The organism is Actinoplanes utahensis, from assembly GCF_016862455.1.
Taxonomy (GTDB): Bacteria; Actinomycetota; Actinomycetes; order Mycobacteriales; family Micromonosporaceae; genus Actinoplanes; species Actinoplanes utahensis.
This window is the reverse complement of the sequence record NZ_BOMZ01000062.1, coordinates 29,886-54,724: the sequence shown is the minus strand read 5'-3', so window position 1 is coordinate 54,724 and position 24,839 is coordinate 29,886. Positions and strand designations below refer to the sequence as shown.

25 protein-coding genes are annotated in these 24,839 nt (G+C 73.0%); 17 read left to right on the top strand and 8 right to left on the bottom strand.

All coding sequences use genetic code 11. From position 1 onward, the window contains the following. Positions 1-20: 20 nt before the first annotated feature. From Aut01nite_RS22250 to Aut01nite_RS22195, 13 genes are all read left to right on the top strand, one after another. Positions 21-521: a (2Fe-2S)-binding protein gene (locus Aut01nite_RS22250; protein ID WP_052164360.1), complete on the top strand. Its 501-nt coding sequence runs from the start codon at positions 21-23 to the stop codon at positions 519-521. After that, entirely contained in the window at positions 518-2,599 is a 2,082-nt protein-coding gene (locus Aut01nite_RS22245) for a xanthine dehydrogenase family protein molybdopterin-binding subunit (protein ID WP_052164359.1), read from the top strand. Before Aut01nite_RS22250 ends, Aut01nite_RS22245 begins: the two co-directional genes overlap by 4 nt. Before the next feature lie 4 nt (positions 2,600-2,603). Beyond that, entirely contained in the window at positions 2,604-3,065 is a 462-nt protein-coding gene (locus Aut01nite_RS22240) for a MarR family winged helix-turn-helix transcriptional regulator (protein WP_236643064.1), read from the top strand. Positions 3,066-3,148: 83 nt separating this feature from the next. Next, a complete protein-coding gene (locus Aut01nite_RS22235; protein ID WP_204037631.1) occupies positions 3,149-3,238 on the top strand; it encodes an LPXTG cell wall anchor domain-containing protein in 90 nt (29 codons plus the stop codon). A 75-nt stretch (positions 3,239-3,313) separates the two neighbouring features. Continuing rightward, positions 3,314-4,585: an outer membrane protein assembly factor BamB family protein gene (locus tag Aut01nite_RS22230; protein WP_161790711.1), complete on the top strand. Its 1,272-nt coding sequence runs from the start codon at positions 3,314-3,316 to the stop codon at positions 4,583-4,585. A gap of 283 nt (positions 4,586-4,868) precedes the next feature. Continuing rightward, positions 4,869-5,738: a sulfotransferase domain-containing protein gene (locus Aut01nite_RS22225; protein WP_043529496.1), complete on the top strand. Its 870-nt coding sequence runs from the start codon at positions 4,869-4,871 to the stop codon at positions 5,736-5,738. A gap of 365 nt (positions 5,739-6,103) precedes the next feature. Continuing rightward, on the top strand, positions 6,104-6,229 hold the full coding sequence (locus Aut01nite_RS44365) for a hypothetical protein (protein WP_268871726.1): 126 nt from the start codon (positions 6,104-6,106) through the stop codon (positions 6,227-6,229). A gap of 178 nt (positions 6,230-6,407) precedes the next feature. Continuing rightward, positions 6,408-6,878, top strand: a complete 471-nt coding sequence (locus Aut01nite_RS22220; protein ID WP_043529494.1) for a 2Fe-2S iron-sulfur cluster-binding protein — start codon at positions 6,408-6,410, stop codon at positions 6,876-6,878. Then, positions 6,875-7,855: an FAD binding domain-containing protein gene (locus tag Aut01nite_RS22215; RefSeq protein WP_043529491.1), complete on the top strand. Its 981-nt coding sequence runs from the start codon at positions 6,875-6,877 to the stop codon at positions 7,853-7,855. The genes Aut01nite_RS22220 and Aut01nite_RS22215 overlap by 4 nt, the downstream gene beginning before the upstream one ends. Next, on the top strand, positions 7,852-9,906 hold the full coding sequence (locus Aut01nite_RS22210; protein ID WP_043529489.1) for a xanthine dehydrogenase family protein molybdopterin-binding subunit: 2,055 nt from the start codon (positions 7,852-7,854) through the stop codon (positions 9,904-9,906). The genes Aut01nite_RS22215 and Aut01nite_RS22210 overlap by 4 nt, the downstream gene beginning before the upstream one ends. A 60-nt stretch (positions 9,907-9,966) precedes the next feature. Beyond that, positions 9,967-11,070, top strand: a complete 1,104-nt coding sequence (locus tag Aut01nite_RS22205; RefSeq protein WP_152628949.1) for an FUSC family protein — start codon at positions 9,967-9,969, stop codon at positions 11,068-11,070. A 72-nt stretch (positions 11,071-11,142) separates the two neighbouring features. Continuing rightward, entirely contained in the window at positions 11,143-11,730 is a 588-nt protein-coding gene (locus Aut01nite_RS22200) for a DsbA family protein (protein WP_052164249.1), read from the top strand. Between the two features lie 25 nt (positions 11,731-11,755). Continuing rightward, positions 11,756-12,118: a hypothetical protein gene (locus tag Aut01nite_RS22195; protein ID WP_236642992.1), complete on the top strand. Its 363-nt coding sequence runs from the start codon at positions 11,756-11,758 to the stop codon at positions 12,116-12,118. 183 nt (positions 12,119-12,301) lie between these two features. Here the strand turns inward: Aut01nite_RS22195 and def are convergent, their stop codons facing one another. Then, positions 12,302-12,808 (bottom strand): peptide deformylase, encoded by a 507-nt coding sequence (gene def, locus Aut01nite_RS22190; RefSeq protein ID WP_052164252.1) that lies wholly within the window; start codon positions 12,806-12,808, stop codon positions 12,302-12,304. Between the two features lie 219 nt (positions 12,809-13,027). On the opposite strand from def, the gene Aut01nite_RS22185 reads away from it, so the two are divergent. Then, entirely contained in the window at positions 13,028-14,353 is a 1,326-nt protein-coding gene (locus Aut01nite_RS22185; RefSeq protein ID WP_201775589.1) for a dicarboxylate/amino acid:cation symporter, read from the top strand. 103 nt (positions 14,354-14,456) lie between these two features. Here the strand turns inward: Aut01nite_RS22185 and murJ are convergent, their stop codons facing one another. Beyond that, on the bottom strand, positions 14,457-16,019 hold the full coding sequence (gene murJ / locus Aut01nite_RS22180) for a murein biosynthesis integral membrane protein MurJ (RefSeq protein ID WP_043529516.1): 1,563 nt from the start codon (positions 16,017-16,019) through the stop codon (positions 14,457-14,459). Between the two features lie 91 nt (positions 16,020-16,110). Then, positions 16,111-18,585 carry a rifamycin-inactivating phosphotransferase gene (gene rph / locus Aut01nite_RS22175; protein ID WP_043529514.1) on the bottom strand — a complete coding sequence of 825 codons (2,475 nt, stop codon included), beginning with the start codon at positions 18,583-18,585 and terminating at the stop codon, positions 16,111-16,113. A 104-nt stretch (positions 18,586-18,689) separates the two neighbouring features. Here rph and Aut01nite_RS22170 point away from each other — a divergent pair, with 104 nt between their 5' ends. Then, positions 18,690-19,781: a flavin-containing monooxygenase gene (locus Aut01nite_RS22170; protein ID WP_043529483.1), complete on the top strand. Its 1,092-nt coding sequence runs from the start codon at positions 18,690-18,692 to the stop codon at positions 19,779-19,781. Between the two features lie 75 nt (positions 19,782-19,856). Then, positions 19,857-20,576, top strand: a complete 720-nt coding sequence (locus Aut01nite_RS22165; protein ID WP_043529481.1) for a hypothetical protein — start codon at positions 19,857-19,859, stop codon at positions 20,574-20,576. Positions 20,577-20,666: 90 nt separating this feature from the next. On the opposite strand, the gene Aut01nite_RS22160 is transcribed toward Aut01nite_RS22165, so the two are convergent. Genes Aut01nite_RS22160 through Aut01nite_RS22150 form a run of 3 tightly spaced genes read right to left on the bottom strand, consistent with a single transcriptional unit; the run spans position 20,667 to position 23,195 of the window. Continuing rightward, positions 20,667-21,809 (bottom strand): acetyl-CoA C-acyltransferase, encoded by a 1,143-nt coding sequence (locus Aut01nite_RS22160; protein ID WP_043529479.1) that lies wholly within the window; start codon positions 21,807-21,809, stop codon positions 20,667-20,669. Continuing rightward, positions 21,806-22,504, bottom strand: coding sequence for a CoA transferase subunit B (locus Aut01nite_RS22155; protein WP_236642990.1), 699 nt, complete (start codon positions 22,502-22,504; stop codon positions 21,806-21,808). The genes Aut01nite_RS22160 and Aut01nite_RS22155 overlap by 4 nt, the downstream gene beginning before the upstream one ends. Continuing rightward, positions 22,491-23,195, bottom strand: coding sequence for a CoA transferase subunit A (locus tag Aut01nite_RS22150; RefSeq protein WP_043529477.1), 705 nt, complete (start codon positions 23,193-23,195; stop codon positions 22,491-22,493). Before Aut01nite_RS22150 ends, Aut01nite_RS22155 begins: the two co-directional genes overlap by 14 nt. Positions 23,196-23,284: 89 nt before the next feature. Between Aut01nite_RS22150 and Aut01nite_RS22145 the strand changes: the two genes are divergently transcribed. Then, positions 23,285-24,049: an IclR family transcriptional regulator gene (locus Aut01nite_RS22145; protein ID WP_043529475.1), complete on the top strand. Its 765-nt coding sequence runs from the start codon at positions 23,285-23,287 to the stop codon at positions 24,047-24,049. Between the two features lie 8 nt (positions 24,050-24,057). Here the strand turns inward: Aut01nite_RS22145 and Aut01nite_RS22140 are convergent, their stop codons facing one another. Together Aut01nite_RS22140 and Aut01nite_RS22135 are read right to left on the bottom strand one after the other, a co-directional pair. Beyond that, the gene (locus tag Aut01nite_RS22140) at positions 24,058-24,552 is read right to left on the bottom strand and encodes a GAF domain-containing protein (RefSeq protein WP_043529510.1); all 495 of its coding nucleotides are present in this window, start codon (positions 24,550-24,552) and stop codon (positions 24,058-24,060) included. Positions 24,553-24,562: 10 nt separating this feature from the next. After that, positions 24,563-24,829: a hypothetical protein gene (locus Aut01nite_RS22135; protein WP_043529473.1), complete on the bottom strand. Its 267-nt coding sequence runs from the start codon at positions 24,827-24,829 to the stop codon at positions 24,563-24,565. Positions 24,830-24,839 lie beyond the last annotated feature (10 nt).

Genomic DNA, 24,839 nt, shown 5'->3' with positions numbered 1-24,839 from the left:
GATATTCAGCAGACTGAACAATGGGTGTACGTCGATGTCTGGAGGTCAGCGTGGGCCGGTTCCGGTTACAGGTCAACGGGCGGCGGCAGGTCGTGGACGTGCCCGGCGACACCCCGCTGCTGTGGGTGCTGCGCGAGGAGCTCGGGCTGACCGGGCCGCGGTACGGGTGCGGGGTCGGCGCCTGCGGAGCGTGCGTGTCACTGATCGACGGGGCGGCGGGCCGGCCCTGCGTGCGGACCGTCGAGGACGCCGACGGGGCACGGGTCACCACCATCGAGGGACTGTCCGAACATGGTGATCATCCGGTGCAGCGGGCCTGGGTGGATCTCGACGTGGCGCAGTGCGGGTACTGCCAGCCGGGACAGATCATGACCGTGGTGGCGCTGCTCGCGCGGGTTCCGGACCCCAGCGACGCACAGATCGACGAGGCGTTGCGCGACAACGTCTGCCGGTGCGGCACCTATCCGCGGATCCGGTCCGCGGTGCGCCGGGCCGCTTCTCTGGTACGGGGTGCGTCGTGACCGTCTCCCGCCGCACGTTCCTGGGTGCGGCGCTGGTCGTGGCCGTGCCGGTGCCGGCCCTCGCCGGCCCCGCCGCGGGCGCCGGCCCCGCCGCGGGGCTGACGCCGAACGTCTTCGTCCGCGTGGACGGCCGGGGTCGTGTGGTGGCCACGGTGCCGCGCCCGGACACCGGCCAGGGGGTCCGCACGATGGCCGCCGTCCTGGTCGCCGAGGAACTCGCCGTCGAGGTCGAGGACGTGACCCTGGAGCAGGCACCCGGGGACACCGCCACCTACGGCTCGCAGGCGGTGGCGAACTCGACGTCCAGTCGGCAGCTGGCCACTCCCCTGCGCACGGCCGCCGCCACCGCCCGCTGCCTGCTGATCGCCGCGGCCGCCGCCCGCTGGGGCGTGCCGGCCGCCGCGTGCACGGCCCGCGGCGGCCGGGTGCATCATCCCGGCCGCCGTCCGCTGGCCTACCGCGACCTGGTCGCCGACGCGGCCGCCCTCGACCCGGCGACGGTGCCGGTGACGCTCACCCCGCCGGAGCGGTGGCGGCTGATCGGGCGTACCCGGGCGGGCCGCTCCGACGCCCGCGACATCGTCACCGGGCGGGCCCGGTACGGCGCCGAGTCCGCGCCCCGGGGCAGCCTGATCGCCGTGGTCGCGCGGCCCCCGTGGATCGGCGCGCAGGTGGCGGCCGTGGACGACGGCGCCGCTCGCGCCGTCGACGGCGTCGTCGCGGTGGTACGGCTGGCCGCGCCGGCAGCCGGCCAGGGCGGAGTCGCCGTCGTCGCCTCGTCGACGGCGGCGGCGCTGCGCGGGCGGGAGGCTCTGACGGTCACCTGGACCGGCGGCACCCCCGCCGCCGACAGCCGGGCCTGGCTCGACGAACTGGAGGCGGCCCTGCCCCCCGCGGGCAGTCCGGTGCGGCCCGGCGGCCCCGGCACGGCGTTCCCGGGCGCCGCAGCCGACGGTGGCGCCGATCCGTACCTGCGGCGCGTCTATCGGATGCCGTTGCTGGCGCACGCGCCGATGGAGCCGATGAACGCCACCGCGCACGTCACCGCCGATGCGGTTCGGGTGTGGGCGCCGGTGCAGGACCCGGGCGGCCTGCGGACCCAGCTGGCGCGGAGTCTCGCGCTGCCGGAGGCGCGGATCGCGGTGACGCCGACGCTGGCCGGCGGCGCGTTCGGGCGGCGCATCGAGCCGGACGCCGTTCTGGAGGCGATCGCCTGTTCGCGGGCGGCCGGGAAGCCGGTGAGTGTCCGGTGGACCCGCGACGACGACACCCGGCACGACTCGTACCGGCCGATGTCGGTGCACCGGCTCACCGCCGCCCTGGACGCGTCCGGTCTGCCGCTGACGCGTACCCACGAGGTGGTGACCTGGCCGTTGACCGTCCTGCCGGCGTTCGCCAACCCGGCCGTCGTCCGCGCCAGCGGCGACCACTTCCCCTACACCGTGCCCGGCGACGTGTCGGTGGCGCTGCGGCCGGCGCCGATCCGCACCGGATTCTGGCGGGCCGTCTACGCCGGGCAGTTCGGCTACGCCGAGGAGTGCTTCCTCAGCGAGATAGCCCGGCACGGCGGCCACGACCAGGTGGCGTTCCGGCGGCGGCTGCTGCCGGCCGGCTCCCGGCTGCACGCGGTCCTGGACGCCGCCGCCGCGAAGGCCGGGCCGGCGCCGGCCGGGGTGGCGTGCCATCTGGAGTACGGGTCGGCGATCGCGGTGATCGCCGACGCGGATCCGGCCACCCGGCGGGTACGGCGCGTCACCGCCGCCGTGGACGTCGGTGTCCCGATCCACCCGTCCGGGGTGATCGCCCAGGTCGAAGGGGCGATCCTGGACGCGGTGTCGACCGTGCTCGGCGCCCAGATCACCGTTCGTGACGGGGCGGTGGTGCAGTCGTCGTTCCGGGACTACGCGTGGGCGCGGATCGGCGACTGCCCCGACATCGACGTGATCATCGTGGGGTCGCAGGCGCCGATCGGCGGGCTCGGCGAACTCGCCTACCCGCCGGCGGCCGCCGCGATCGCCTCGGCGCTGGCCGGGCCGGAACCGGTCACCGGGATGCCGTACGGGGTGCCGGTAGGGTGAGCGCGTGCGCGGCGACGAACGGGCGATCACGGCGGACCCCGAGCGGGTACGCGCCGACGTCGGGTCCTGGCCGACCGGGCGGCTGCTGGCGATGGCGGCCCGCGTGGTGGAGGGCCGGTTCGAGGGTTTCCTGGCCGGTCTCGGGCTCTCCCACGCCGGGCTGATCGCCCTGCACCATCTGGCGGCGGGCCCGCTGTCGCAGCGGGAGCTGGCCCGGTTGTGCCGGGTCACCGACCAGACGATGAGCCGCACCGTCGACCGCCTGACCCGGACCGGCCACGCCGAACGCACCTCGGACCCGCACGACCGCCGCCGCATGGTCGTCACCGCCACCGGCCGCGGCGCCGAGGCGCTGGCCGCCGCCCGTGCCGAGGAGCAGCACTCCGAGCACCTGTTCGGCGCCGTCGACGATTACCACCACTTCCGCCGGCAGCTGATCACCCTGATCACGCACGCGGAGAGCTGACCGCTCATCCGGCCGGGATGAGCCGCGTCCCGGGTCACGCCGCGAGCATGACCGGATCGGGTGTCTCGCCGGAGGGAGTGGTCATGAACGGCTGGCTGATGTGGGGTCTCATCCTGCCGGTGCTGCTGGTCATCGCCGGAGTCATCACCCTGCGCCGCCGCAACCGGCGCTGACGGGCGACCCTCGGCGCGGCGCCCGGACGGTGAACCGTGACAATCAGTCCTCCGTGAGTCTATTCGGGGGGTTCGATGCAGGAGCGGCCGGGCGGGGCGGGCAGGATCGGCTGGGTGGTCGCCGCGGTGGTGACCGTCGCGTTGCTGGCCGGGGCGGGGACCGGGTACTGGCTGGTCCGGACGAAGAACGACGACGCTCTGCGGCTGGGCTGGACCAAGTCGATCGGGCAGGAGCTGCTGCCGGAGGTCGGTTCCGGGCCGGCGGTGGCGCACGCGACCTGGCCGTACGGTGATCTGATCGTCCGGGCCACCACCGGCGGGGTCGCGGCGTACCGGCTCGGCGACGGGTCGCGGGTGTGGGCCGCCCCGGTGCCGTCGGGTACGGCGGTGTGCACGGCGGCGGCGGAGGCGGCCGGCGATTTCGGCGTGGTCGCGTTCGGGGCGAAGGTGTGCGACCGGCTCGGTGTCGTCGATCTGCGGTCCGGCACGCTGGCGCGCACGGTGCAGCTGGCCCTGCCGCGCAACCATGACGAGCTGCCGCGCAGCATCCGCCTCGTCGCGGCCGGTGGCACGGCGGTGGTCACGCACGAGGGCCATACGACGGCGATCGGCGCCGCCGACGGGCGGGTGCGGTGGCGGCTGGCCGACGGCGACTGCGTCGACAAGGCGTTCGCGATGACCGGGACCCGGGTCGTGATGCTGCGCCGGTGCGACAACGGCAGGAGGCAGTCGCTGGCGGCGTTGCATCCGGGGTCCGGCAGGAAGCTGTTCGAGGTGCCGTTGCATCAGCACGCCGACGTGCAGAACGTGCCGTCGGCGGAGCCGCTGACCGCCGTCGTGTACGGCCCGGGCGATCCGTACGTGCTCACCTGGGACGAGGAACGCGGCCTGCGCGGCGAGATCCCGTGGCGGACCCCGGCCTGGAACCTCGACCTGGACGGGGTGGGCACCGGGCAGGGGACGGCCGGCATCGACGGCGCCGGGATGACGGTGCACGGCGGCGTGCTGTACGCGGTGGACAAGACGGACCGTCAGCGGCGGGTGGTCGCCATCGACCTGGCCACCGGGCGGCTGCGGTGGAAGGAGACCGGCGGCTCCGGTGACGCGGTCATCCTGCGGGCCGGCCCGGACGGCGCGTGGGCGGTGGAGACCGGCGACGGTGTCGGGCATCTGGTCCGCGTCGACGCGGAGTCCGGCCGTGCCGAGGTGCGGCGCAGCGGCGCGCTGACCGCCGGCTGGAAGGATCCGGGCCGGTGCCGCTTTCTGGAGTACCGCGGCAGTCTCGTCGTCACTCCGCGCCAGTGGGAGGACGACGAGGAATTGCCGTCGTTGACAGTCCTGAGATGATGCCGCAACGCATGTGACGGCGGTGAAGCTGTGAATTCTTTCAGCTTCGGTACGCCCGTCACGCTTACGCCCCACGATCGTTCTCGCTGGTAGACGCCGTTACACGGGTTCCAGCGAGAAGGCGGCCCGAGCCGCATCCAAGCCTTTTCACAGCCTGGAGCCACTCAACAAGACGAGACACCGTCGTCATGATGTCGACGTTCTTGTAAAGTGCATCAACGCACGACGGCGTGCGCGCCGCCTTGCGCGCCGTCACGCCAGGCAAGGAATTGGGGCTTTGACGATGTTGAATCGCGCGATGATGTACGCCAAGCAGCACTCCCCCGATTCCGTGCGCGTGCTCGCCCGCCGGGCCCTCCTCGAGGCGCACAACGCCCGGCTCCGCGCGACAGTCACGGTCACCGAGCGCAGCGAGTTCACCAACATCTACCACTGCGCGGTCCGCAAGACCGCCAGCCAGTGGATCAAGTCGGTGTTCAGCGACCCGATCGTCTACCGCCACACCGGGCTGGTCACCTACGACCCCCGCTACTACGGCTGGCGTGATCCGAAGGTGGTGCCGGAGAACCGGATCGGGCTGTCGCTGTACTTCCCGTACGCCCGCTATCTGAAGATGCCCAAGCCCGCGGCGCACCGCACCTTCTTCATCTACCGCGACCCGCGCGATCTGCTGGTCTCCAGCTATTTCTCCACCCGTGACTCGCACACGCCGATGGGCGACGTGCTCGAGGTCCGGGCGGTGCTGCGGGAGAAGTCGCGGAAGGACGGGATGCTGTTCCTGATCGACGACCTGAACCGCAAGGGCATGTTCAACGCCGTCCGGTCCTGGGTGCAGGCGCCGCCGTCGGAGCAGGTGCGCCTGGTGCGCTACGAGGACCTGTTCGGCGAGAACCAGATGCGCGAGATGGACGCGCTGCTGCGGCACTGCGGCCTGACCGTCCCGCAGGACGAGCTGGCGACGCTGCTCGACCGGTACAGCTTCGCGAAGATGAACGACCGCAAACGTGCCGGCAACGTGTCGCACTACCGCAAGGGCAAGTCCGGCGACTGGCAGAACCACTTCGACGACGACATCGCCGAGGCGTTCCGTCGGGCCACCGGCGACCTGCTCGACCGGCTCGGGTACTCCAGCCCGGAGAGCGCCTCGTTATAGACCCCCGGCGATCTGCCGCAACTCGGCCAGGCGCACCGCCCGGGCGACCGCCGGCCATCGCCGTGCCGATGATCGGCCACGGCTCGCCCCGGCCGACACTGCCGCCGATCAGGAACCCGTGCACCCCGGGCGCCCGCCCCGGGAAGCCGACCGCCTCGGCCACCCGGTCCTCCAGCAACTCCCACCAGCGCGTGGTGGGGCGCATCGGTCACCCTCCTTCGTTCGGTACGGGGCACACCGACACTGACCGGACCGGGAGCGCACGGTGGCCCCACCCGTCACGCCAAGTAGCCAAAGCGCGTCTTGTTCCTGGTCAGCGCCCTAGGATCGAGATCCGGAGACGGAGATCCGCCGAGGAGACGAACATGGGCGACAAGTCCAAGAAGGACAAGGGCTCGAAGAAGAGCGACAAGGTCAAGAAGGGCGAGAAGGCGAAGGCCGGGAAGAAGGCCAAGAACAAGAAGAAGGACAAGAAGGCGAAGAAGAAGTAGCGACCGCCTCGGGCGTCTAGCCGGCGCCGACGAGGTGGGTGACGGCGGGCGGGCCGCCGACCAGGGCGTGGGCGCGCTGTTCGGTGGCCTGGACCACCGTCGGTGACCCGCATGTGATCGATCTCGGTGTGGCCGCATGCGCGCGATTGATCGGCGAGGTCGCGGGTACCGGAGGCGGATGCGTCTCACCGTCAACGGCAGCGAGCACGAACTCGACCTCGACCCCCGCACCACCCTGCTGGACGCGCTGCGTGAGCATCTCGGGCTGACCGGCGCCAAGAAGGGCTGCGACCACGGCCAGTGCGGCGCCTGCACGGTGCTGCTGGACGGGCGGCGGGTCAACAGCTGCCTGATCCTCGCGATCGCCCAGCAGGACGCGCGGGTCACCACGATCGAAGGACTCGGCGGGCATCCGGTGCAGCGCGGGTTCCTCGAACACGACGGGTTCCAGTGCGGGTACTGCACGCCGGGGCAGATCTGCTCGGCGGTGGGGATGCTCGGCGAGGTGGAGCGGGGCTGGCCGAGCGCCACCGGTGACGACGATCCGCTCAGCGACGCCGAGATCCGGGAACGGATGAGCGGCAACCTGTGCCGGTGCGGCGCCTACCCGAACATGGTTCCGGCGATCCGGGAGGCGGCGGGCCGGTGAAGACCTTCTCCTACCGTACGGCCACCGGCCCCGCCGACGGCCTGGAACCGGGCGCCGTGTTCCTGGCCGGCGGCACCAACCTGGTCGACCTGATGAAACTGGGAGTCGCCACCCCCGACGCGCTGGTGGACGTCACCCGGCTGCCGCTCGGCGAGATCACCGACCTGCCCGGTGGCGGGCTGCGGATCGGCGCGGCCGTACGCAACAGCGACCTCGCCGCCGATCCCCGGGCCCGCCAGGCGTTTCCCCTGCTCAGCCAGGCGCTGCTGGCCGGCGCGTCAGGGCAGCTGCGCAACATGGCCACGACCGGCGGGAACCTGCTGCAACGCACCCGCTGCCGCTATTTCATGGACGCCACGAAACCGTGCAACAAACACACGCCGGGCTCCGGCTGCCCGGCCCGCGACGGCGACCACCGCAACCTGGCGATCCTCGGCGGCTCGGAGGCGTGCATCGCCACGCACCCGTCGGACATGGCGGTCGCGCTGGCCGCCCTGGACGCGATCGTCCACGTCGACGGCCCGGCCGGGCCGCGCACCATCCCGGTGACCGGCCTGCACCGGCTGCCCGGGGACCGGCCGGACCGCGACACCGTCCTCGAACACGGCGAGCTGATCACAGCGGTGGACGTGCCGGCTCTCCCGTCCGCGACCCGGTCGGCCTATCGCAAGGCGCGGGACCGGGCGTCGTACGCGTTCGCGGTCGGTTCCGTGGCGGCCGCCCTGGCGGTGACCGACGACGGCCTGGTCAGCGAGGTACGGCTGGCGTGGGGTGCGGTCGCGCCCCGGCCGTGGCGGGCCTGGCGGGCCGAGGAACGGCTGCGGGGCCGGCCGGCGACCGCGGCCGAGTTCCGGGCCGCCGCCGACGCGGAACTGGCCGCGGCCGAACCGGGACGCGACAACGCGTACAAGATGGAGCTTCTGCCCAGAATGACCACGGCACTGCTGGAGCGGCTCGCCGACCGGGAGGGACGATGACCGCGGCCACACGGGCGATCGGCGCGCCGCTGGCGCGTCTGGAAGGCCCGGAGAAGGTGTCCGGCACGGCGAAGTACGCGGCCGAGTACCGGCAGGAGAACATGGCGTACGGGTGGGTGGTGCCGTCGCCGGTGCCCCACGGCCGGTTGCGGGCGGTGCTCGCCGACCCGTCAGCCGACGCGATCGCCGTGCTGTGGCACGGCAACGCCCCCGAACTGGCCGCCGCCGACGACCCGGAGCTGGCGGTCCTGCAGTCGGACCGGATCAGCTACCGCGGCCAGCCGGTCGCGCTGGTCGTCGCCGGCACCCTGGAGGCGGCCCGCCGCGCCGCGCAGGTGCTGCAACTGGACATCGAGACGCTGCCGCACGAGGCCGTGCTGCGCACCGACCACCCCGAGGTGTACACCCCGGACACCGTCAACCCGGGATTCCCGGCGGAGTCGTCGGCCGGCGACGTCGACCGGGCCCTGGCCGAGGCGCCGGTCACCGTCGACGTCACCTACACCACCCCGGCGCTGCACAACAATCCGATGGAGCCGCACGCCACGATCGCCCGCTGGGACGGCGACGACCTGACCGTGTACGACTCCAACCAGCACCCGTCCGGGGTCGCCGCGACCCTGGCCACCGTCTTCGGCGTCGACCGGGTGCACGTGGTCACCGAGCACGTCGGCGGCGGGTTCGGGTCCAAGGGCACCGCCCGGCCCAACGCGGTGCTGGCCGCGCTCGCCGCCCGGGTCACCGGCCGCCCGGTGCAGGTGGCGCTGCCACGACAGGCGATGTTCAGCCTGGTCGGGCACCGCACCCCGACGATCCAGCGGATCCGGCTCGGCGCCGACACCGACGGCGTCCTCACCGCGATCGAACATCAGGCGTGGTCGCAGACCAGCCGGCTGTACGAGTTCGCCGAACAGACGGCGGTGACGACCCGGCACATGTACGCGGCCCCGCACCGCCGGACCGGCCACCGGCTGCTGCGCCTGGACATGCCGACACCCCGGTGGATGCGCGCGCCCGGCGAGGCGCCCGGCATGGTCGGCCTGGAATGCGCGCTCGACGAACTCGCCGAACAGCTCAGCCTCGACCCGGTGGAACTGCGCATCCGCAACGAGCCGCACACCGAACCGGAGACCGGGACACCGTTCACCAGCCGCCACTACGTGGACTGCCTGCGCGCCGGCGCCGACCGGTTCGGCTGGTGGGGCCGCGACCCGCGGCCCCGGCAGCAGCGTGACGGCGACTGGTGGATCGGCACCGGGATGGCCGGGGCCACCTATCCGGCGATGGCGCAGCCGTCCACCGCCCGGGTCCGGGACCTCGCCGACGGCGGTTTCGAGGTGGCGATCGGCGCCACCGACCTGGGCACCGGCGCCCGCACGATCCTCTCCCAGATCGCCGCCGACGCTCTCGGCGTGCCGACCGGGCGGATCCGGATCCGCATCGGCGACAGCACCCTGCCGCAGGCGTCGGTGGCCGGCGGCTCGTCCGGCAGCGCCTCCTGGGGCTGGGCGGTCACCGAAGCCTGCCGCGAGTTGCGGCGCACCGGCGGCGCCGAAGCCGTCTTCGACACCACCGACCTGATCGCGAAGCAGGAGAAGGAGGGACGGCACGCCTTCGGCGCCCACTTCGCGGAGGTACGCGTCGACGCCGTCACCGGCGAGATCCGGGTGTCCCGGCTGTTCGGCATGTACGCCGCCGGCCGCATCCTCAACGCCCGCACCGCCCGCAGCCAGTTCCTCGGCGGCATGATCATGGGAATGGGAATGGCCCTGCACGAGGAGGGCGTCCTCGACCCCGCCCTCGGCGAATGGATCAACCACGATCTGGCCGAATACCACATCCCCGCACACGCCGACGTGGAGTCGATCGACGCCGCCTGGCTCGACGAACACGACGACCAGCTCAACCCGATGGGCAGCAAGGGCATCGGCGAGATCGGCATCGTCGGCTCCCCCGCCGCCATCCTCAACGCCGTCTGGCACGCCACCGGCGTACGCGTCCGCGACCTCCCGGCCCGCCTCGACAAGATCCTGCCGCACCTGCCGACCTGACGGTGACGTCCGTGACCCGCCGGTTTGCCGCGCCCGCCGCCGTGGGTAGGGCCACGCCCCATGGTGTCGATCAAGAACGTGCGAGACGCGGGCGACCGGCTGCGGCGGGCGGCGCTGCCCGCGCTCGGGGCAGCGACCGCGGCGACCGGCGCCTGGCTGATCGCGGCCGACCTCATCGGACATCCGGATCCGGTGTTCGCACCGTCGGCGGCGCTGATCGTGCTCGGCGAAGCGCGGGGACGGCGGCTGCGGCAGACCACCGAGCTGGTGATCGGGGTGGCCGCCGGCGTCCTCGTCGCCGAACTCGTGGTGCAGGCGCTCGGCACCGGCGCGGTCAGCCTGTTCACGGTGCTGCTGCTGACCATCGCGCCGATGCTGGCGGCCGGCGCCGGCAGCACCCTCATCGTGCAGGCGGCCGTGTCCGCGCTGTACCTGGTCGTGGTGGCGGCGCCGCAGGGCAACCTGATCCCGTACCGGTTCGCCGACGCGCTGATCGGCGGCGCCGTCGCGATCGTGGCCAGCCAGCTCGCCGCCGCCCGCCGGCCCCTCGCCCCGCTGGTGACCGAGGCCCGGCAGACGTACGCCGACCTCGCCGACCTCCTCGACGACCTGCACGGGGCGCTGCACGACTGCGACGAGGACGCCGCCCACGCCGTGCTGGACCGGGCGCACCTGCTCGACGAACAGGTGGAACGCCTCAACGACGCCGCCCTGGCCGCCGGCGAGACCCTCCAGCTGCACGTACGCCGGCGCCGCCGCCTGAAGCAGGTCCGCAACGTCGAAGCCACCGCCCACCAACTGGACCATGTGGCCGGCAACATCGAGGTGCTCGCCCGGTACGCGGCCACCCTGACCCGCCTGCACACCTGCACCCCCGACGACCTCGGCCGGGCCGTCAAGGCCCTGGCCGGCGCCGTCCGGTCCGCCGGCGACTCCCTGGCCACCGATCTGACCGGCGGCGACGACGCCGGCCGGCACGCCTCCCAGGCCGACACCGACGCCCTGGAGGCCGTCCGGATCGCCGCGAAACTCCTGGAGGACGAGACACCCCCACCGGTCACCATGATGGTCGGTCAGATCCGCACGACCGCGGTCGACCTGCTGCGCGGTGTCGGCGGCGACGACCCGCTGACCCGGGTCGACGAGGCGATCGGCTGGAGCTGACCGCCCGCCCCGGCAGGCGCCGGCCCACCCGGCACCCAGCGGTGAACGCCGGGATGCGGCAGGATCCCTGTCATGGCCATCACGTTCTACTTCGACCCGATCTGCCCGTTCACGTGGAAGACGTCACGCTGGGTCAAGGACGCCGCCTCCCGGACCGGCGAACCGATCACCTGGAAGTTCCTCAGCCTGGCCGTCCTCAACGAGGGCAACGACACCCCCGAGCAGTACCGGGCGTACCACTCGTTCGGCCTCCGCGCCCACCGGGTCCTCGCCGCCGCCGACCGCAAACACGGACAGGAAGCCGTCGACACGCTGTACACCACCCTCGGCCGGCGCCTGCACGAACAGGACGGCCGGCCCGACGGCGACACCCTCGCCGCCGCTCTCGCCGACGCCGACCTGCCCGCCGACCTGATCGACGCCGCCGGCGACGAATCACTGGACACGGTGGTACGCGCCAGCCACGAAGAAGCCCAGGCCCGGGTCGGCACCGAAGCCGGCAGCCCGGTCACCGCCCTCGACGACGGCCCCGCCTTCTTCGGCCCCGTCGTCATCCCCGCCCCGGAAGGCGCCGACGCCGACCGGCTCCTCGAAGCACTCCGTCTCCTGTCGACGGTGCCGCAGTTCAGCGAACTGAAGCGAGGCCGCAACGACTCCTGATCGACGCGTTGCGTAGGGTCGCCGGGTGAGCACCACGAACCTGCCGGGCTGCACCCTCACGGTCTGCCGGGACTGCTGCTGCGGCAGCCTCCGCAAACATCCCGGCGTCGACCACGACGGACAACTCGACAACCTGCGAGCCGCCCTGGAACCGGCCCACCGGATACGCACCAGCCTCTGCCTGGACGCCTGCTCGCAATCCAACGTGATCGTGGTGCACCCGGCGCCACCCGCGCGCCGGGCCGGCGCCCGCCCCGTCTGGTTCGGCCTGATGCTCGACGACGCCGTCGTCGACGACCTGGTCGCCTGGGTCGTCGCCGGCGGCCCCGGACGCCACCCCCTGCCCGCCGTCCTGGAACTCTCCGTCATCCAGCCGCCCACCGCCTGACGGTGGGAGCGCCGCGCCGGCGACCGGTTCCTGACCTCGTCGGGCTACCGGTCTGCCCGCGCTCGACCCAGCCGGCCCGCACATAGCAGCCGGAGGATCGTCGGCGGTGAGCTGATGCGGAAAGCCGGCCGGAGAACGCTCGGCGCGGTCGGGCGGATGGGCCGAGCCGCTCGAACGGCGGGCTCAGGAACCCAGGCCGGCCTCGCGGAGCAGGGCCGCACGCTGGTCCGCGGGGAGACGGTCGACGTAGAGGGTGCCGTTCAGGTGGTCGGTCTCGTGCTGGAGACAGCGGGCGAAATAGCCGCTCCCGGAGACGGTGATCGGTGATCCGCCGACGTCGAAGCCGGTGACGGTGGCCAGGGCCGCCCGGGGAAGCTCGGCACGCGGGCCCGGGACGGACAGGCAGCCCTCCGAGACGGTCAGCTCACCGGCCGGGCCGGATGCCGCCGCAAGAACCGGGTCGACGATGTGGCCCTTGTGCCGCACACCCTCGTCGTCGGGGCAGTCGTAGACGAACACCTGCAGGTCGACACCGATCTGGTTGGCGGCGAGGCCGACTCCCCTCGCCTCGTACATCGAGTCGAACATGTCGGCGACGAGGTCGGCGAGAGCCTGGTCGAAGGTGGTGACGTCGGCGCAGCGGCGGTGCAGGACCGGATTGCCGTAGTACGTGATCGGGCGCGCGGGCATGCGGAGCACGATATACGCCGAGGGCCGTCACCACCCGTAGCGCATCCTAGGAGGCTGGGCTGAAGCCGCATCCGCAGACCGGGCGCGCAGCAGGAAGGGAACAGACGGGAGAGCGGGTGGAGCCGGATCGAGGGGGCGCGATGGGCATTAGTACACTCCGCCGATCGGGCAAGTATGAATACCCCTCGACCTCTCTGGAGTCTTGCTGTGCCACAACGCCTGCAACGAATCCCCTTCGCCGCACAGGTGCTCGCCGGGCTGATCCTCGGCATCGTCCTCGGGCTCGTCGCCCGTGAGATCGGGCCGGTCGGTGACGGCAGCCCCAACTGGCTGACCAGCACCCTGGACACCGTCGGCAGTTCCTTCGTCGCGCTGCTGCGCGCTCTCGTCGTACCCCTGGTGGTCCTGGCGATCATCGCCAGCATCGCCAACCTGCGCGGTGTCGCCGGCGCCGCGCGTCTCGCCGGGCGGACCCTGTTCTGGTTCGCGATCACCGCGCTGATCGCGGTCGTGATCGGCATCGCGCTCGGCCTGATCTTCCAGCCGGGTGAGAACACCACGGTCAGCCGGGACGCCGCCGCGGCGCCCACCAAGGTCGGCGACTGGTGGGCTTTCCTGACCGGGCTGATCCCCAGCAACTTCCTCGGCCTGCAGGCCAGCACCTCGATCAAGGAGACCGGGGCGACCACCAGCCTGTCGTTCAACGTGCTGCAGCTCGTGGTGATCGCCATCGCGGTCGGCATCGCGGCGCTGAAGATCGGCGAGAAGGCGGAGCCGTTCCTGAACTTCAACCGGTCCGCGCTGGACATCGTGCTGCGCGTTCTGGGCTGGGTGATCCGGCTCGCCCCGATCGGCACGATCGGGCTGATCGGGTACGCGGTCGCCGACTACGGCTGGGATGCGATCGGTTCGCTCGGGGCGTACACCGGCGCGGTCTATCTCGGTCTGGCCCTGGTCGTCGGGGTGGTCTATCCGGTGCTGCTGCGGGTGCACGGCATTCCGGTCCTGCGCTGGTTCGCGACCGTGTGGCCGGCGCTCCAGCTGGCGTTCGTGTCGCGGAGCTCGCTGGGCACGCTGCCGGTCACCGAGCAGGTCACCGAGCGGGTCGGGGTGCCCCGGTCGTACGCGAGTTTCGCGGTTCCGCTCGGCGCGACCACCAAGATGGACGGCTGCGCGGCGATCTACCCGGCCCTGTCGGCGATCTTCGTGGCGCAGTTCTACGACATTCCGCTGACCGTCTCCGACCATCTCCTGATCGTGCTGGTGTCGGTGCTGGGTTCGGCGGCGACGGCGGGCACGACCGGGGCGACGGTGATGCTGACGCTGACCCTGTCGACGCTCGGGCTGCCGCTCGAGGGTGTCGGGCTGCTGCTGGCCGTCGACCCGATCCTCGACATGGGCCGGACGGCGACGAACGTGGCCGGTCAGGTGCTGGTCCCGACGATCGTGGCGAAACGGGAGGGCATCCTCGGCCAGGCAGCCGAGCGGACGGAGGAGCCGGTGGAGCCGGTGGTGGAGAAGGAGAAGGAGACCACGACGGCTTAGGGACGGCGTACCCCGCGCGCAGTCGATCGTGGATGCCGGCGACCGGAAGGTCGCCGGCATTCCCGTCACCGGAATCGGCGCTGTGGCGGCCGGTGCCTGACCCTCACCAGGTGCGGATGCCCGGCAGTGCCGCGTTCAGCAGGTGCCGCAGCTCGGCCAGGCGCAGCAGCCGTCCCGCCGCGAGATAGCCGGCCGCCCCGGCGAGGGTCGCGATCAGGCCGGTGACCAGCGCGTCCGTCCAGGCGGACAGGTCGGTGGCGGACCGTGCCGCCCACAGCGCCAGGCCCGCGCAGACGGCACCGGCGACCGCGGCGGTCAGCACCCTGGCATGGGTGCGCAGCAGGCGTCTCCCGTCGATGTAGCCGAGGCGCCGGCGCAACACGACCGCGGTCAGGCTCAGGCCGGTGGTGTAGGCGGCGGCGTACGCGACCGGGATGCCGAGCACGATGTCCTCCGGTTCCAGCAGGGACCCGGCCGCCGCGCAGCCGGTCACCCCGACCGCGGCGACGGCCACCGTGATCAGCGCCGCGGTCCGGGTCTCCTGGAGGGCGTACAGGCCGCGCTGCAGGATCATGTAGCTGGTGAACGGCACCAACGTCAGCCCGAACGCGGCCAGCACCAGGCCCAGCACCCGCACGGTCGCCGTGCTGCTGTTGCCGTGGGCGAACAGCACCGTGGCGATCTGCGGGCCGAGCAGCAGGAACGCGGTAGCGATCGGGGCCGTCACCACCAGGGCGGTGCGGACCGCGCGGGACAGCCCGGTGACGACCCGGTTGTGCTCGCCGCGGGCCGCGTGCTGACTCAGCCGGGGCAGCATCGCGGTCATGATGGAGACGGCGAAGACGGCGTACGGGACGTAGAAGATCATGTTGGCGTTCTGGTACGCGGTGATGCCGCCCGGCCCGCCCCAGGACGCCGCCCGGGTCGCCGCCGCGAACAGGATCTGCGAGGTGACGACCGCCAGCAGCACCCACGCGCCGAGCCTGCCGATCCGCCGGATGCCGATACCGCGCGGGTCCAGGCGCAGCCGCAGCGGGAAGCCGGTCCGGCGCAGCGCCGCCACGATCAGGGCCATCTGGGCGAGCACCCCGGCGGTGGTGCCCAGCGACAGCAGCAGCAGGTGGCCGGTCTCCAGGGTGGTCGAGGTGCTGCCGCCGACGGCCGCGTAGGTCAGCCCGACCGCGATCACGATCAGGCTGTTGGCCAGCGGCGCCCACGCCGGCGTCCCGAACCGGCCCCGGATCTGCAGGATGGCGGCGGCGGTGGCGCTGATCCCGTAGAACAGGATCTGCGGCAGGAAGTAGCGGCTGAACACGGTCGCCAGGTCCCGCTGTTCGGCGGTGAAGCCGGGGGCGTACAGGTCGATCAGCAGCGGTGCGCCGGCGACCGCCAGCAGCGTGACGGCACTGAGCACGTAGATGATCAGCGACAGCAGGCGCTGGGCGTACAGCACCCCGCCGTCGGGCTCGCTCAGCGTCGCCCGGGTCAGCAGCGGCACCACGATGCTGGCCATGGTGCCGCCGACGATCAGCTCGTACACCTGGTTCGGCAGGGTGTTCGCGATGTTGTAGGTGTCCAGCAGCCTGGTGCCCAGCCCCAGCGCGGCGGCGAGCACCAGGATGCGCACGAACCCCGCGACCCGCGACGCGAGCGTGGCGATGGCCAGGCTGCGCCCGGCCTGCCTGATCGAAGATCCATCTGTCACGGCAGTCTGTCTACTACATGTCGCGGGCCGGGTGCCCGGCCCGCACCCCGCTTCAGTCGAGGAGCTCGACGTAACCGGTGGTGCCGTGGACGCGGATCCGCCGGCCGTCGTCGATGCGGCGGGTGGCGCCGGGGACGCTGACGACGGCGGGCAGGCCGTATTCGCGGGCGATCACCGCGCCGTGGCTCATCTGCCCGCCGACCTCGGTGACCAGGCCGGCGACCGTGACGAACAGGGGCGTCCAGCTGGGGTCGGTGTAGGCGGTGACGAGGATGTCGCCGGGTTCCAGGTCGGCGTCGGCCAGGTCGTGGAGGACTCGGGCCCGGCCCTCGGCGGTTCCGGCGGAGACGGCCACGCCGGGCAGCGCGCCGTCCGGCAGGCCGTCGCGCCGGAACGCGCCCATGATCGCCTCGCCGTCGGAGGTGAGCACCCGCGGCACGGTGAGGCCCTGGTACACGCGGAAGTCGTCCTTGCGCCGGCGGATGAGCGCCCGGTCGACGGTGTGCGTGCGGACGGCGTCGTGGAACTCGTCGAAGGTCAGGTAGAAGGCGTCGTCCGGTTCGGCGAGGACGCCCGCCCGCACGAGCCGCCCGGCTTCGGCCAGCAGCGCCTGCTTGTAGATCCAGTAGCGGTTCACGATGTCGTACTTGGGGTATTCGCGGTAGCCGGTGAAGATCCGGACCCGCTCGATCGTCTCCTCGGTCTCGGCGGCCCTGCGGTCGCCGTCCGGCAGTGCCCGCAGCCGTTCGAGGATCTCCCGAGCCTTCTCCTCCGCCCGCTGCCGGCCCTGGTCGAAACGATGTCGCGCGGCGCCCGGCGTGAAGTTGCGGACGTTGTCGAGGATCGCCGGGACCAGGGTCTCGGGCTGTTCGCTCCACCGTGGCCGGGTGATGTCGATCTCCCCGGCGCAGCGCATCCCGTACCGGTCGAGGTAGGCCGCGACGGCGTCGCCGGCCTCGGTGCCGCGCAGGTCGCCGAGCGTGCCGCCGTCCCGCAGGGCCGCCACCGCCTCCGGGTTCGCGCGGATCACGTCGGCGACGTCGAGCAGGTCCAGGCCCATCTCGGCGGTGATGTTGCCGGGCACGGACAGGGCGAGCGTGTCGGCCGCGTTCGTCTCGCCGAGCCACTCCTCGAGGTGCTCGTTGAGCCACCAGGTGGCGTTCATCCCGGCCATGATCGCACTGATGCTGAGCGGGTCGCTGAGGACGCGTCTGTGCTCGGCGAACGCCTCCCGGAGGAAGTCGAACAGCGCCGGGCCGGTCCGGCCGGCGATGTCCCGGCGCAGCGCGGCGAGGGAGGCCTCGCTGCGCTCGATCAGGCCGGTCACGATCGCCGGGTCACTCGCGATGGGCGGGGGTGCTCCGCCTGCCGGCGGCATCTCCGGGCCTGCGGCGTACGCGGGCGGGAAGTCCCCGCGTTCCAGCAGTTCCTCCAGGCCGTTGCGGAACAGCGGATCGGACTTGCCCATCATGTCCAGCAGCGCCGTCCGGCCCCGCGGCTCCGCCAGCCGCCGGGTGACGTCGACCCACAGCCGCCCACCGGCCTCCACCATCGGCACCATCGCGGTCAGCGCCCACATCGAGTGCCCGAGGGGCCGCATCGCGTCGGTCATCATCTGCTGGTGGCCGACCGAGAGGTAGACGCGGTTCTCGCCGTCGGGCGCCTCGGGAACCGGGAACAGGGTGGTGATCGGGCGGCTCTGCACGATCGCGATCTCGTCGCCGGCCAGGCACCACTCGATGTCCTGGGGGCGGCCGAAGTGCGCCTCGATCCGGCGGCCCAGCGCGGCGAGCCGGATCGCCTGCGCGTCGGTCAGGGCGGGCTTCTCCGCCGCGACGGCCCGGTCGACGACCGCGCCGTCGCGGACCTTGAACACGTCCGGGGTGACCAGGCCGGAGACGAGGTCCTCGCCGAGCCCGTGGACGGCGTCGACGGACGCGATCCGGCGGTCACCGGTGACCGGGTCGGCGGTGAACAGGACGCCGCTGGACTCGGCGGCGGCCATCCGCTGCACGACGACGGCCATCTGGACGGTGCGGTGGTCGATGCCGTGGCGCCGCCGGTAGATCACGGCCCGCTCGGTGAACAGCGACGCCCAGCACCTGCTGACGTGCCGCAGGATCTCGGCCGGCCCGGTCACGTTCAGATAGGAGTCCTGCTGGCCGGCGAACGAGGCGGACGGCAGGTCCTCGGCGGTGGCGCTGGACCGGACCGCGTAGGCGCCGCCGGTGTCCCGCAGCGCGCCGGTGATCTGCGCCGCGACCTCGGCCGGCACCGGGACCGCCTCGATCGCCCGGCGGATCTCCGCGCTGATCGTGGCGACGTCGGCGTCCAGGCGTACCAGAAGATCCTCGATCCTCGCCTCTGCCGCGACGCGCCGGAAGGCGGCGGTGGTCACGCAGAAGCCGTCCGGGACCCGCACGTCGCCGAGGCGCGCCAGCGCCCCCAGGTTGGCGCCCTTGCCACCGGCCAGCGCCACCAGGGTCTCGTCGATCTCCGGGAATTCCAGCACATATCGCTTGATCACCGGTAGATTCTGCGCCGCCACCGGGGCCTTGCCACAAGCCCCCGGTCGTGGCATACGGTGAAGGCGGCGGAAATATCCGCCACGCCACCGCGGTTCCCTGACGCGTGAACGCGGCGACAGTGGTGGTCATCGGCGGCGGCCAGTCCGGCCTCTCCGCGGGATATCACCTGAAACGGCGCGGCTTCGCCAGCGCCGTCGACGACCCTTCCGGTGAGCGTACGTTCGTCGTGCTGGACGCCTCCCCCGCACCCGGCGGCGCCTGGCGGGAACGCTGGGAGTCCCTGCGGATGGCGACCGTCAACGGCATCTTCGACCTGCCCGGCTTCCCGCAGCCCCCGCAGGATCCGGCCGAGCCGAGCCGGACGGCGGTGCCCCGCTATTTCTCGTCGTTCGAGGACGCGACCGGCCTGCCGATCCTGCGCCCGGTCCGGGTCACCGCCGTCCGGGAGGGCACGGGCGGCGGTCTGACCGTCGAGTCCGACCGGGGCGACTGGGCCACCTCGGCGATCATCAACGCGACGGGCACCTGGACCAATCCGGTACGGCCGATCTATCCCGGTCAAGACACCTTCACCGGCGTGCAGGCGCACACCCGCGACTACGTGTCGGCGCAGCAGTTCGCCGGAATGCGGGTCGCGGTCGTCGGCGGCGGCATCTCCGCGGTCCAGCTCCTCGACGAGATCTCCCGGGTCGCCAAGACGTACTGGTACACCCGGCGGGAACCGGTCTTCCGTGACGACGGCTTCGAGCCGGAGACGGCCGGCCGGGACACCATCGCCACCGTGACCGCCGACGTCGAGGCGGGCCGCCCCACCGGCAGCGTCGTGTCCTACACCGGCCTGATCTGGACCCCGTACGCTCTCGCCGCCAGGCGGCGCGGCGCCCTCGAACGCCGCCCCATGTTCACCGCCGTCGAACCCTGTGGCGTCCGCGAAGCCGACGGCTCCCGCACCACCGTCGACGCGATCCTCTGGGCCACCGGCTTCCAGGCCGCCATCGACCACCTGGCCCCGCTGCACCTCCGCAACTCTCGGGGCGGCATCCGCCTCACCGGCACCCAGGTCGCCGGCGAGCCACGCGTGCACCTGATCGGTTTCGGCCCCTCCCAGTCCACAGTCGGCGCCAACCGGGCCGGCCGCGCCGCCGTCCACGCCATCACCCGCCACCTCACCACCGCCGGCGCCCTGACCCACTGACGCAGGCCCGGGGCCGGGCCGGGGCGACACCCGGCCTACTCTCGCCTTCGAGATCTACTCGGTCCGGGGAGAGCGATGTACCTGAAGCAGTTTCTGCGGCTCGTTCTGGGCGCGATGGGCACCTTCTTCGCGCTCCTCAGCGTGTATGCCGTCGTCACCGCCGTCCAGGGCGACGACAGCGGTGCCACCGCCGCGGTCTTCTTCGGCATTGCGGCGGTCGTCGCGTTCGCTCTGCCCACGCCGGTGTCCTGGCTCGCCGGCAAGGTCGTCGGCGTGATCGCGCCGCCGCTGCGGAGGGCGCTGGCCGCGGTTCCCCGTCCCCGCTGGAAGATCAGGTCTCCCCGGTTCGGGTCCGTCCGGCGGGCCGGTGGCGTGCTCCCCGCCATCCTCGCGGCCTCGACCGGCGACGGGATCGGCCTGCTCTCCATCGTGTCCGGGCCGGACGATCCGCCGGCCGACTGGACACCCGGGGAAATGGCGGCCGAGCAGCACATGCGAGCCCACGGCTTCCCGGACGCCCGGCTGACCGAACCCCGGTTCGACGAGGGCGTCGACATCGTCGCCGAAACGGCAGTCGCGCGGGTCACCACGCAGGAACAGCAGGTCAGCGTGCCGATGGTACGGCGACTGCGCGACACCCTTCCCGATCTGGCGTCCCACCTGTTCTACTCGACGGCCGGATACACGAAGATCACCGTGGCCACCGCGGACAAGATCGGCGTCAGCCTGTTCCTCATCGACGCGCACCGCGCGGTCGTGCCGGTCAACACGCACGCCCGGCGGATCAGCCCCTGACCCGGCACGCCGCCGAGAGCGCCGGTGGCCGTATGCCGGCGGCACGACCCGCTGTGGGGCGGGGCGGCCGTCGTGGGCCGCCCCGATCCGTCAGAGTGCTTCCAGGATGACCGCCGAGCCCTGGCCGCCACCTCCGCAGACGGCGGCGGCACCGCGGCCGCCGGTCTCCCGGAGCTGGCGGGCCAGGGTGCCGACGACGCGGGCGCCGGAGGCGCCGATCGGGTGGCCGAGGGCGATGGCGCCGCCGTGGGCGTTGACGATGCCGGGGTCCACGCCGAGGTCGTCGGCGGACGCCACGGCGACGGCGGCGAACGCCTCGTTGATCTCGATCCGGGTGAGGTCGGCGGGTGCCGTGCCGAGGCGGGCGAGGGCGGCGCGGACGGCGTCGGCGGGCTGCCGGTGCAGGCGTACGTCCGGGCCGGCGACCATCGCCGACGCGAGCACCCGGGCCAACGGGGTGACCCTGTGCACGGCCGCCGCCGTGGCGCTCATCAGCACGAGGGCGGCGGCCCCGTCGGTGAGCGGGGACGAGTTGCCCGCGGTGATCCCGCCGTCGCGGGCGAACGCGGGCCGCAGACCGGCCAGCACCTCGGGTGTGGTGCCGGGGCGGACCCCGTCGTCGGCGGTGGCGTCCCCGAACGGCTCGATCTCGCTGGCCAGGAAGTCGACGAAGGCGGCGGCCCGCTGATGGGAGCGGGCCGCCCATGCGTCCTGGCGGTGCCGGTCCAGGCCCAGCGCGGCGTTGCCGGCCTCGGTGGACGCGCCCATCGAGGTCTTCTCGAACGCGTCGGTGAGGCCGTCGTTCTCGAGGGTGTCCAAGAGCTCGATCGCGCCGTACCGGGTGCCGGCGCGGGAGCCCGGCACGGCGTGCGGGGCGCGGGACATGGACTCCATGCCGATCGCGACGACGATGTCGGCGCGCCCGGACTCGATCAGCGCGGCGGCGGAGGCGACGGCTTCGATGCCGGACAGGCACACGGCGTTCAGGGTGGTCGCGGGCGCGGTCAGCGGGATGCCGGCGCCGGCGGCGGCCTGCCGGGCCGGGTTCTGCCCGGCCAGCGCCTGCAACACCTGACCGGCGAACACCCGCTGGACGGCGTCGGCGGGCACTCCGGCGCGGGCCAGCGCGGCCCGGGCGGCGTGTGCGCCCAGCTCCGCCGCCGGGATCCGGGCGAGGGCCCCGGTGTAGCGGGCGAACGGGGTCCGTGCGTAACCGGCGATCACCGCGGTCATGCCGCCCCCTCCACGGCCCCGGCCGTCACCACACCGTCGGCCCCCGGAGCGATGTCGCCGTCCACCAGGTTCACGGTGAAGTCCGCGCCGGTCAGCTCGCGCAGCCCGGCGACGGTCACGCCGCCGGCGAGACGCCGCAGCACCAGGGCGCCGTCCACCACGTCGAACACCGCCCGGTCCGAGATGATCCGGTCGACGACGCCGGCGCCGGTCAGCGGCAGCGTGCACCTCTCGACGATCTTCGGGCTGCCGTCCTTGGCCACGTGCTCGGTCACCACCACGACCCGCGGGGTGCCGGCGACCAGGTCCATCGCGCCGCCCATGCCCTTGACCAGCTTGCCGGGGATGGTCCAGTTGGCCAGGTCGCCGTTCGCCGCGACCTGGAGCGCGCCGAGGATCGCGGTCTGCACGTGGCCGCCGCGGATCATGCCGAACGAGGTCGCCGAGTCGAACACCGACGCGCCGGGCAGCAGCGTGACGGTCTGCTTGCCCGCGTTGATCAGGTCGGCGTCCTCCTCGCCCTCGTACGGGAACGGGCCCATCCCGAGGATGCCGTTCTCGCTCTGCAACGTCACCCGGACACCGGCCGGCAGGTGGTTGGCGACCAGGGTGGGTATGCCGATGCCCAGGTTCACGTACTGGCCGTCGGTCAGCTCGGACGCGGCGATCCGCGCCATGTCGTCACGCGTCCACACGGGGCCGCACCGTCCTCTGCTCGATGTCCTTGTCGCGGATCTCGGCCCGGATCAGGTGGTGCACGTGGATGCCGGGGGTGTGCACGTCGTCCGGGTGCAGGAAGCCGTCCTCGATCGTCGTGGCCTCGGCGACGGTGACCCGGCCGGCCGTCGCGACGAGCGGGTTGAAGTTGCGGGCGGTCAGCCGGTACCGCAGGTTGCCCGCCGGGTCGGCGCGGTCGGCGCGGACCAGGGCCAGGTCGGCGACGATGCCGTGCTCGAGGATCGTACGGACGCCGTCGAAGACCTTCTCGGGTTTGCCGTCACCGACCGGCGTGCCGGCGCCGGTGGGGGTGTAGAAGGCCGGGATGCCGGCGCCGCCGGCGCGCAGGCGCTCGGCGAGCGTGCCCTGCGGGACGAACTCCACGTCCAGGTCGCCGTCCAGGTACTGCCGGGCGAACAGCCGGTTCTCGCCGACGTAGGAGGCCAGGACCTTGCGGACCTGCTTGTTCTCCAGCAGCAGGCCGAGGCCCTTGCCGTCGACGCCCATGTTGTTGCTGACGATCGTGAGATCCCGGACGCCGGTGTCCCGCAGCGCCGTGATCAGTGACGCCGGGATGCCGGACAGGCCGAAGCCGCCGACCGCCACGGTCATGCCGTCGCGGGCGACGGCCGCGACGGCTCGCGCCGCGCTGTCCACGAGTTTGCTCATGGCCGGGCACGCTAACCACAGCCCGGCGGCGGACGCCCGCGCTGATCACCCCGTGACCGCCATGGGCGCCCGATGCTCATAATGTGAGCATGCAGGGCTCCCAGTTGGTCAGCCGGGTCGGCGCGGTGCTGCGCCGGGTCTCCTCGAGCGCCTCCGACGGCGCCACCACCGCCGACGTCGCCGCGGCGACCGGACTGCCCCGCTCGACCGCGCAGCGGGTCCTCGCCGCGCTGGCCGAGGAGGGGTTCGTCGACCGGGACGCGCGCCGCGGCCGCTGGTTCCTCGGCCCGGAGTTGTTCCTGCTCGGCTCGGTCGCGGCGGAGCGTTACGACGTGACCTCGATCGCCCGGGACGTCCTGCGGACCCTGGCGGACCGGAGCGGGGAGAGCGCCTTCTTCTCGGCCCGGCGCGGGGAGGAGACGGTGTGCCTGGCCGGCGAGGAGGGCAGCTTCCCGCTCCGCTCGCACGTGCTCCACGAGGGCATCCGGCTGCCGCTCGGCGTCGCGTCGGCGGGACTGGCGATCCTGGCGCTGCTGCCGCCCGACGACGCCACCGCCTATGCCCGGCGGCGCGGCGCCGACCTGGCGGCCGCCTACGGCGAGCAGCACGACACGGCGGCGCTGTTGCGGCGGGTGGCCTCGACACGGCGGCGGGGGTACGCGGTCAACCCCGGCATGCTCGTCCCCGGCAGCTGGGGCGTCGGGGCGGTGGTGTTCGACCGGGCCGGCTCGGCCGCCTGGGCGCTCAGCCTGACCGGCGTGGAGTCGCGGTTCGACGGCGACCGGACGGCCCGGCTCGGCGCCCTGCTCCTGGAGGCCGCGCACACCCTGTCCCAGCGGATCGCCCGGCGGTGAGACGGTCGTCAGGCGGCGGCGTGCCGCCTGAAGACGACGGCGATCTCGGCCGCGCCGCGGTGCAGCACCGCCAGCTGGCCGTCGGTGAAGACCTGCGGGGCCGTGGCGACCAGGCAGTGCGCGCCGACGGTCGCGCCGTGCAGGACGACCGGGACACCGGCGTAACTGCCCAGGCCGGCCATCGTGACGGCGGGACTGTCCGCGGTCCGCGGGTCGGCGGCCGCGTCGGTGACCACGAACGGCTCGCCGCTGATCACGATCCGGGCGCAGAGCGACCACTCGTTCGGGGTGCCGTCGACCGGGACGCACTCCCGGACGGCCCGGCTGGCCCCGGCGACCAGCTGCGCGGAGTTCAGCACCAGCGTGGCCAGGCTGAGCGGCACCCCGGTGCGCCGGGCGGTGTCCTCGGCGATCGCGTCGAGGGCGCGGACGGCCTCCGGATGCTCGAAGTCGATCCCGCCGATCACGGCGAGGCGGTTCCAGTCGGTGAGCGAGCCGCGCACGAGCCGCACCTCAGCCCGGGAGGGCGGCCTCGAGCGCCCGATAGGTGATCAGGCGGACCTTCGCCGACCGGCCGGAGACGCGCAGCACGTCACCCAGCTCCATCAGCGTCTCGGTCGCCTTGATCAGGTGCTGCGGGTCGGTCACCGGCCGGGAGACCTTGAGCCGACGGCAGACGATCACCCACAGCATCTCGGCGTTCTCCGCCCCGACGGTGCCGGCCAGTTCGGCGATCACCGACGCCTCGGTCGGCTCGTCCAGTCCCGCTACGCCCGCCACATGCCCTCCC

Coding starts and splice junctions, on each gene's coding strand:
- Aut01nite_RS22150 (WP_043529477.1), bottom strand. CDS start 23,195: ATGAGCAAACTCGTGGACAGCGCGGCGCGAGCCGTCGCGGCCGTCGCC.
- Aut01nite_RS22165 (WP_043529481.1), top strand. CDS start 19,857: ATGTACCTGAAGCAGTTTCTGCGGCTCGTTCTGGGCGCGATGGGCACC.
- Aut01nite_RS22160 (WP_043529479.1), bottom strand. CDS start 21,809: ATGACCGCGGTGATCGCCGGTTACGCACGGACCCCGTTCGCCCGCTAC.
- Aut01nite_RS22145 (WP_043529475.1), top strand. CDS start 23,285: ATGCAGGGCTCCCAGTTGGTCAGCCGGGTCGGCGCGGTGCTGCGCCGG.
- Aut01nite_RS22210 (WP_043529489.1), top strand. CDS start 7,852: ATGACCGCGGCCACACGGGCGATCGGCGCGCCGCTGGCGCGTCTGGAA.
- Aut01nite_RS22230 (WP_161790711.1), top strand. CDS start 3,314: ATGCAGGAGCGGCCGGGCGGGGCGGGCAGGATCGGCTGGGTGGTCGCC.
- Aut01nite_RS22205 (WP_152628949.1), top strand. CDS start 9,967: ATGGTGTCGATCAAGAACGTGCGAGACGCGGGCGACCGGCTGCGGCGG.
- Aut01nite_RS22250 (WP_052164360.1), top strand. CDS start 21: ATGGGTGTACGTCGATGTCTGGAGGTCAGCGTGGGCCGGTTCCGGTTA.
- Aut01nite_RS22235 (WP_204037631.1), top strand. CDS start 3,149: ATGAACGGCTGGCTGATGTGGGGTCTCATCCTGCCGGTGCTGCTGGTC.
- Aut01nite_RS22200 (WP_052164249.1), top strand. CDS start 11,143: ATGGCCATCACGTTCTACTTCGACCCGATCTGCCCGTTCACGTGGAAG.
- def (WP_052164252.1), bottom strand. CDS start 12,808: ATGCCCGCGCGCCCGATCACGTACTACGGCAATCCGGTCCTGCACCGC.
- Aut01nite_RS44365 (WP_268871726.1), top strand. CDS start 6,104: ATGGGCGACAAGTCCAAGAAGGACAAGGGCTCGAAGAAGAGCGACAAG.
- Aut01nite_RS22225 (WP_043529496.1), top strand. CDS start 4,869: ATGTTGAATCGCGCGATGATGTACGCCAAGCAGCACTCCCCCGATTCC.
- Aut01nite_RS22220 (WP_043529494.1), top strand. CDS start 6,408: ATGCGTCTCACCGTCAACGGCAGCGAGCACGAACTCGACCTCGACCCC.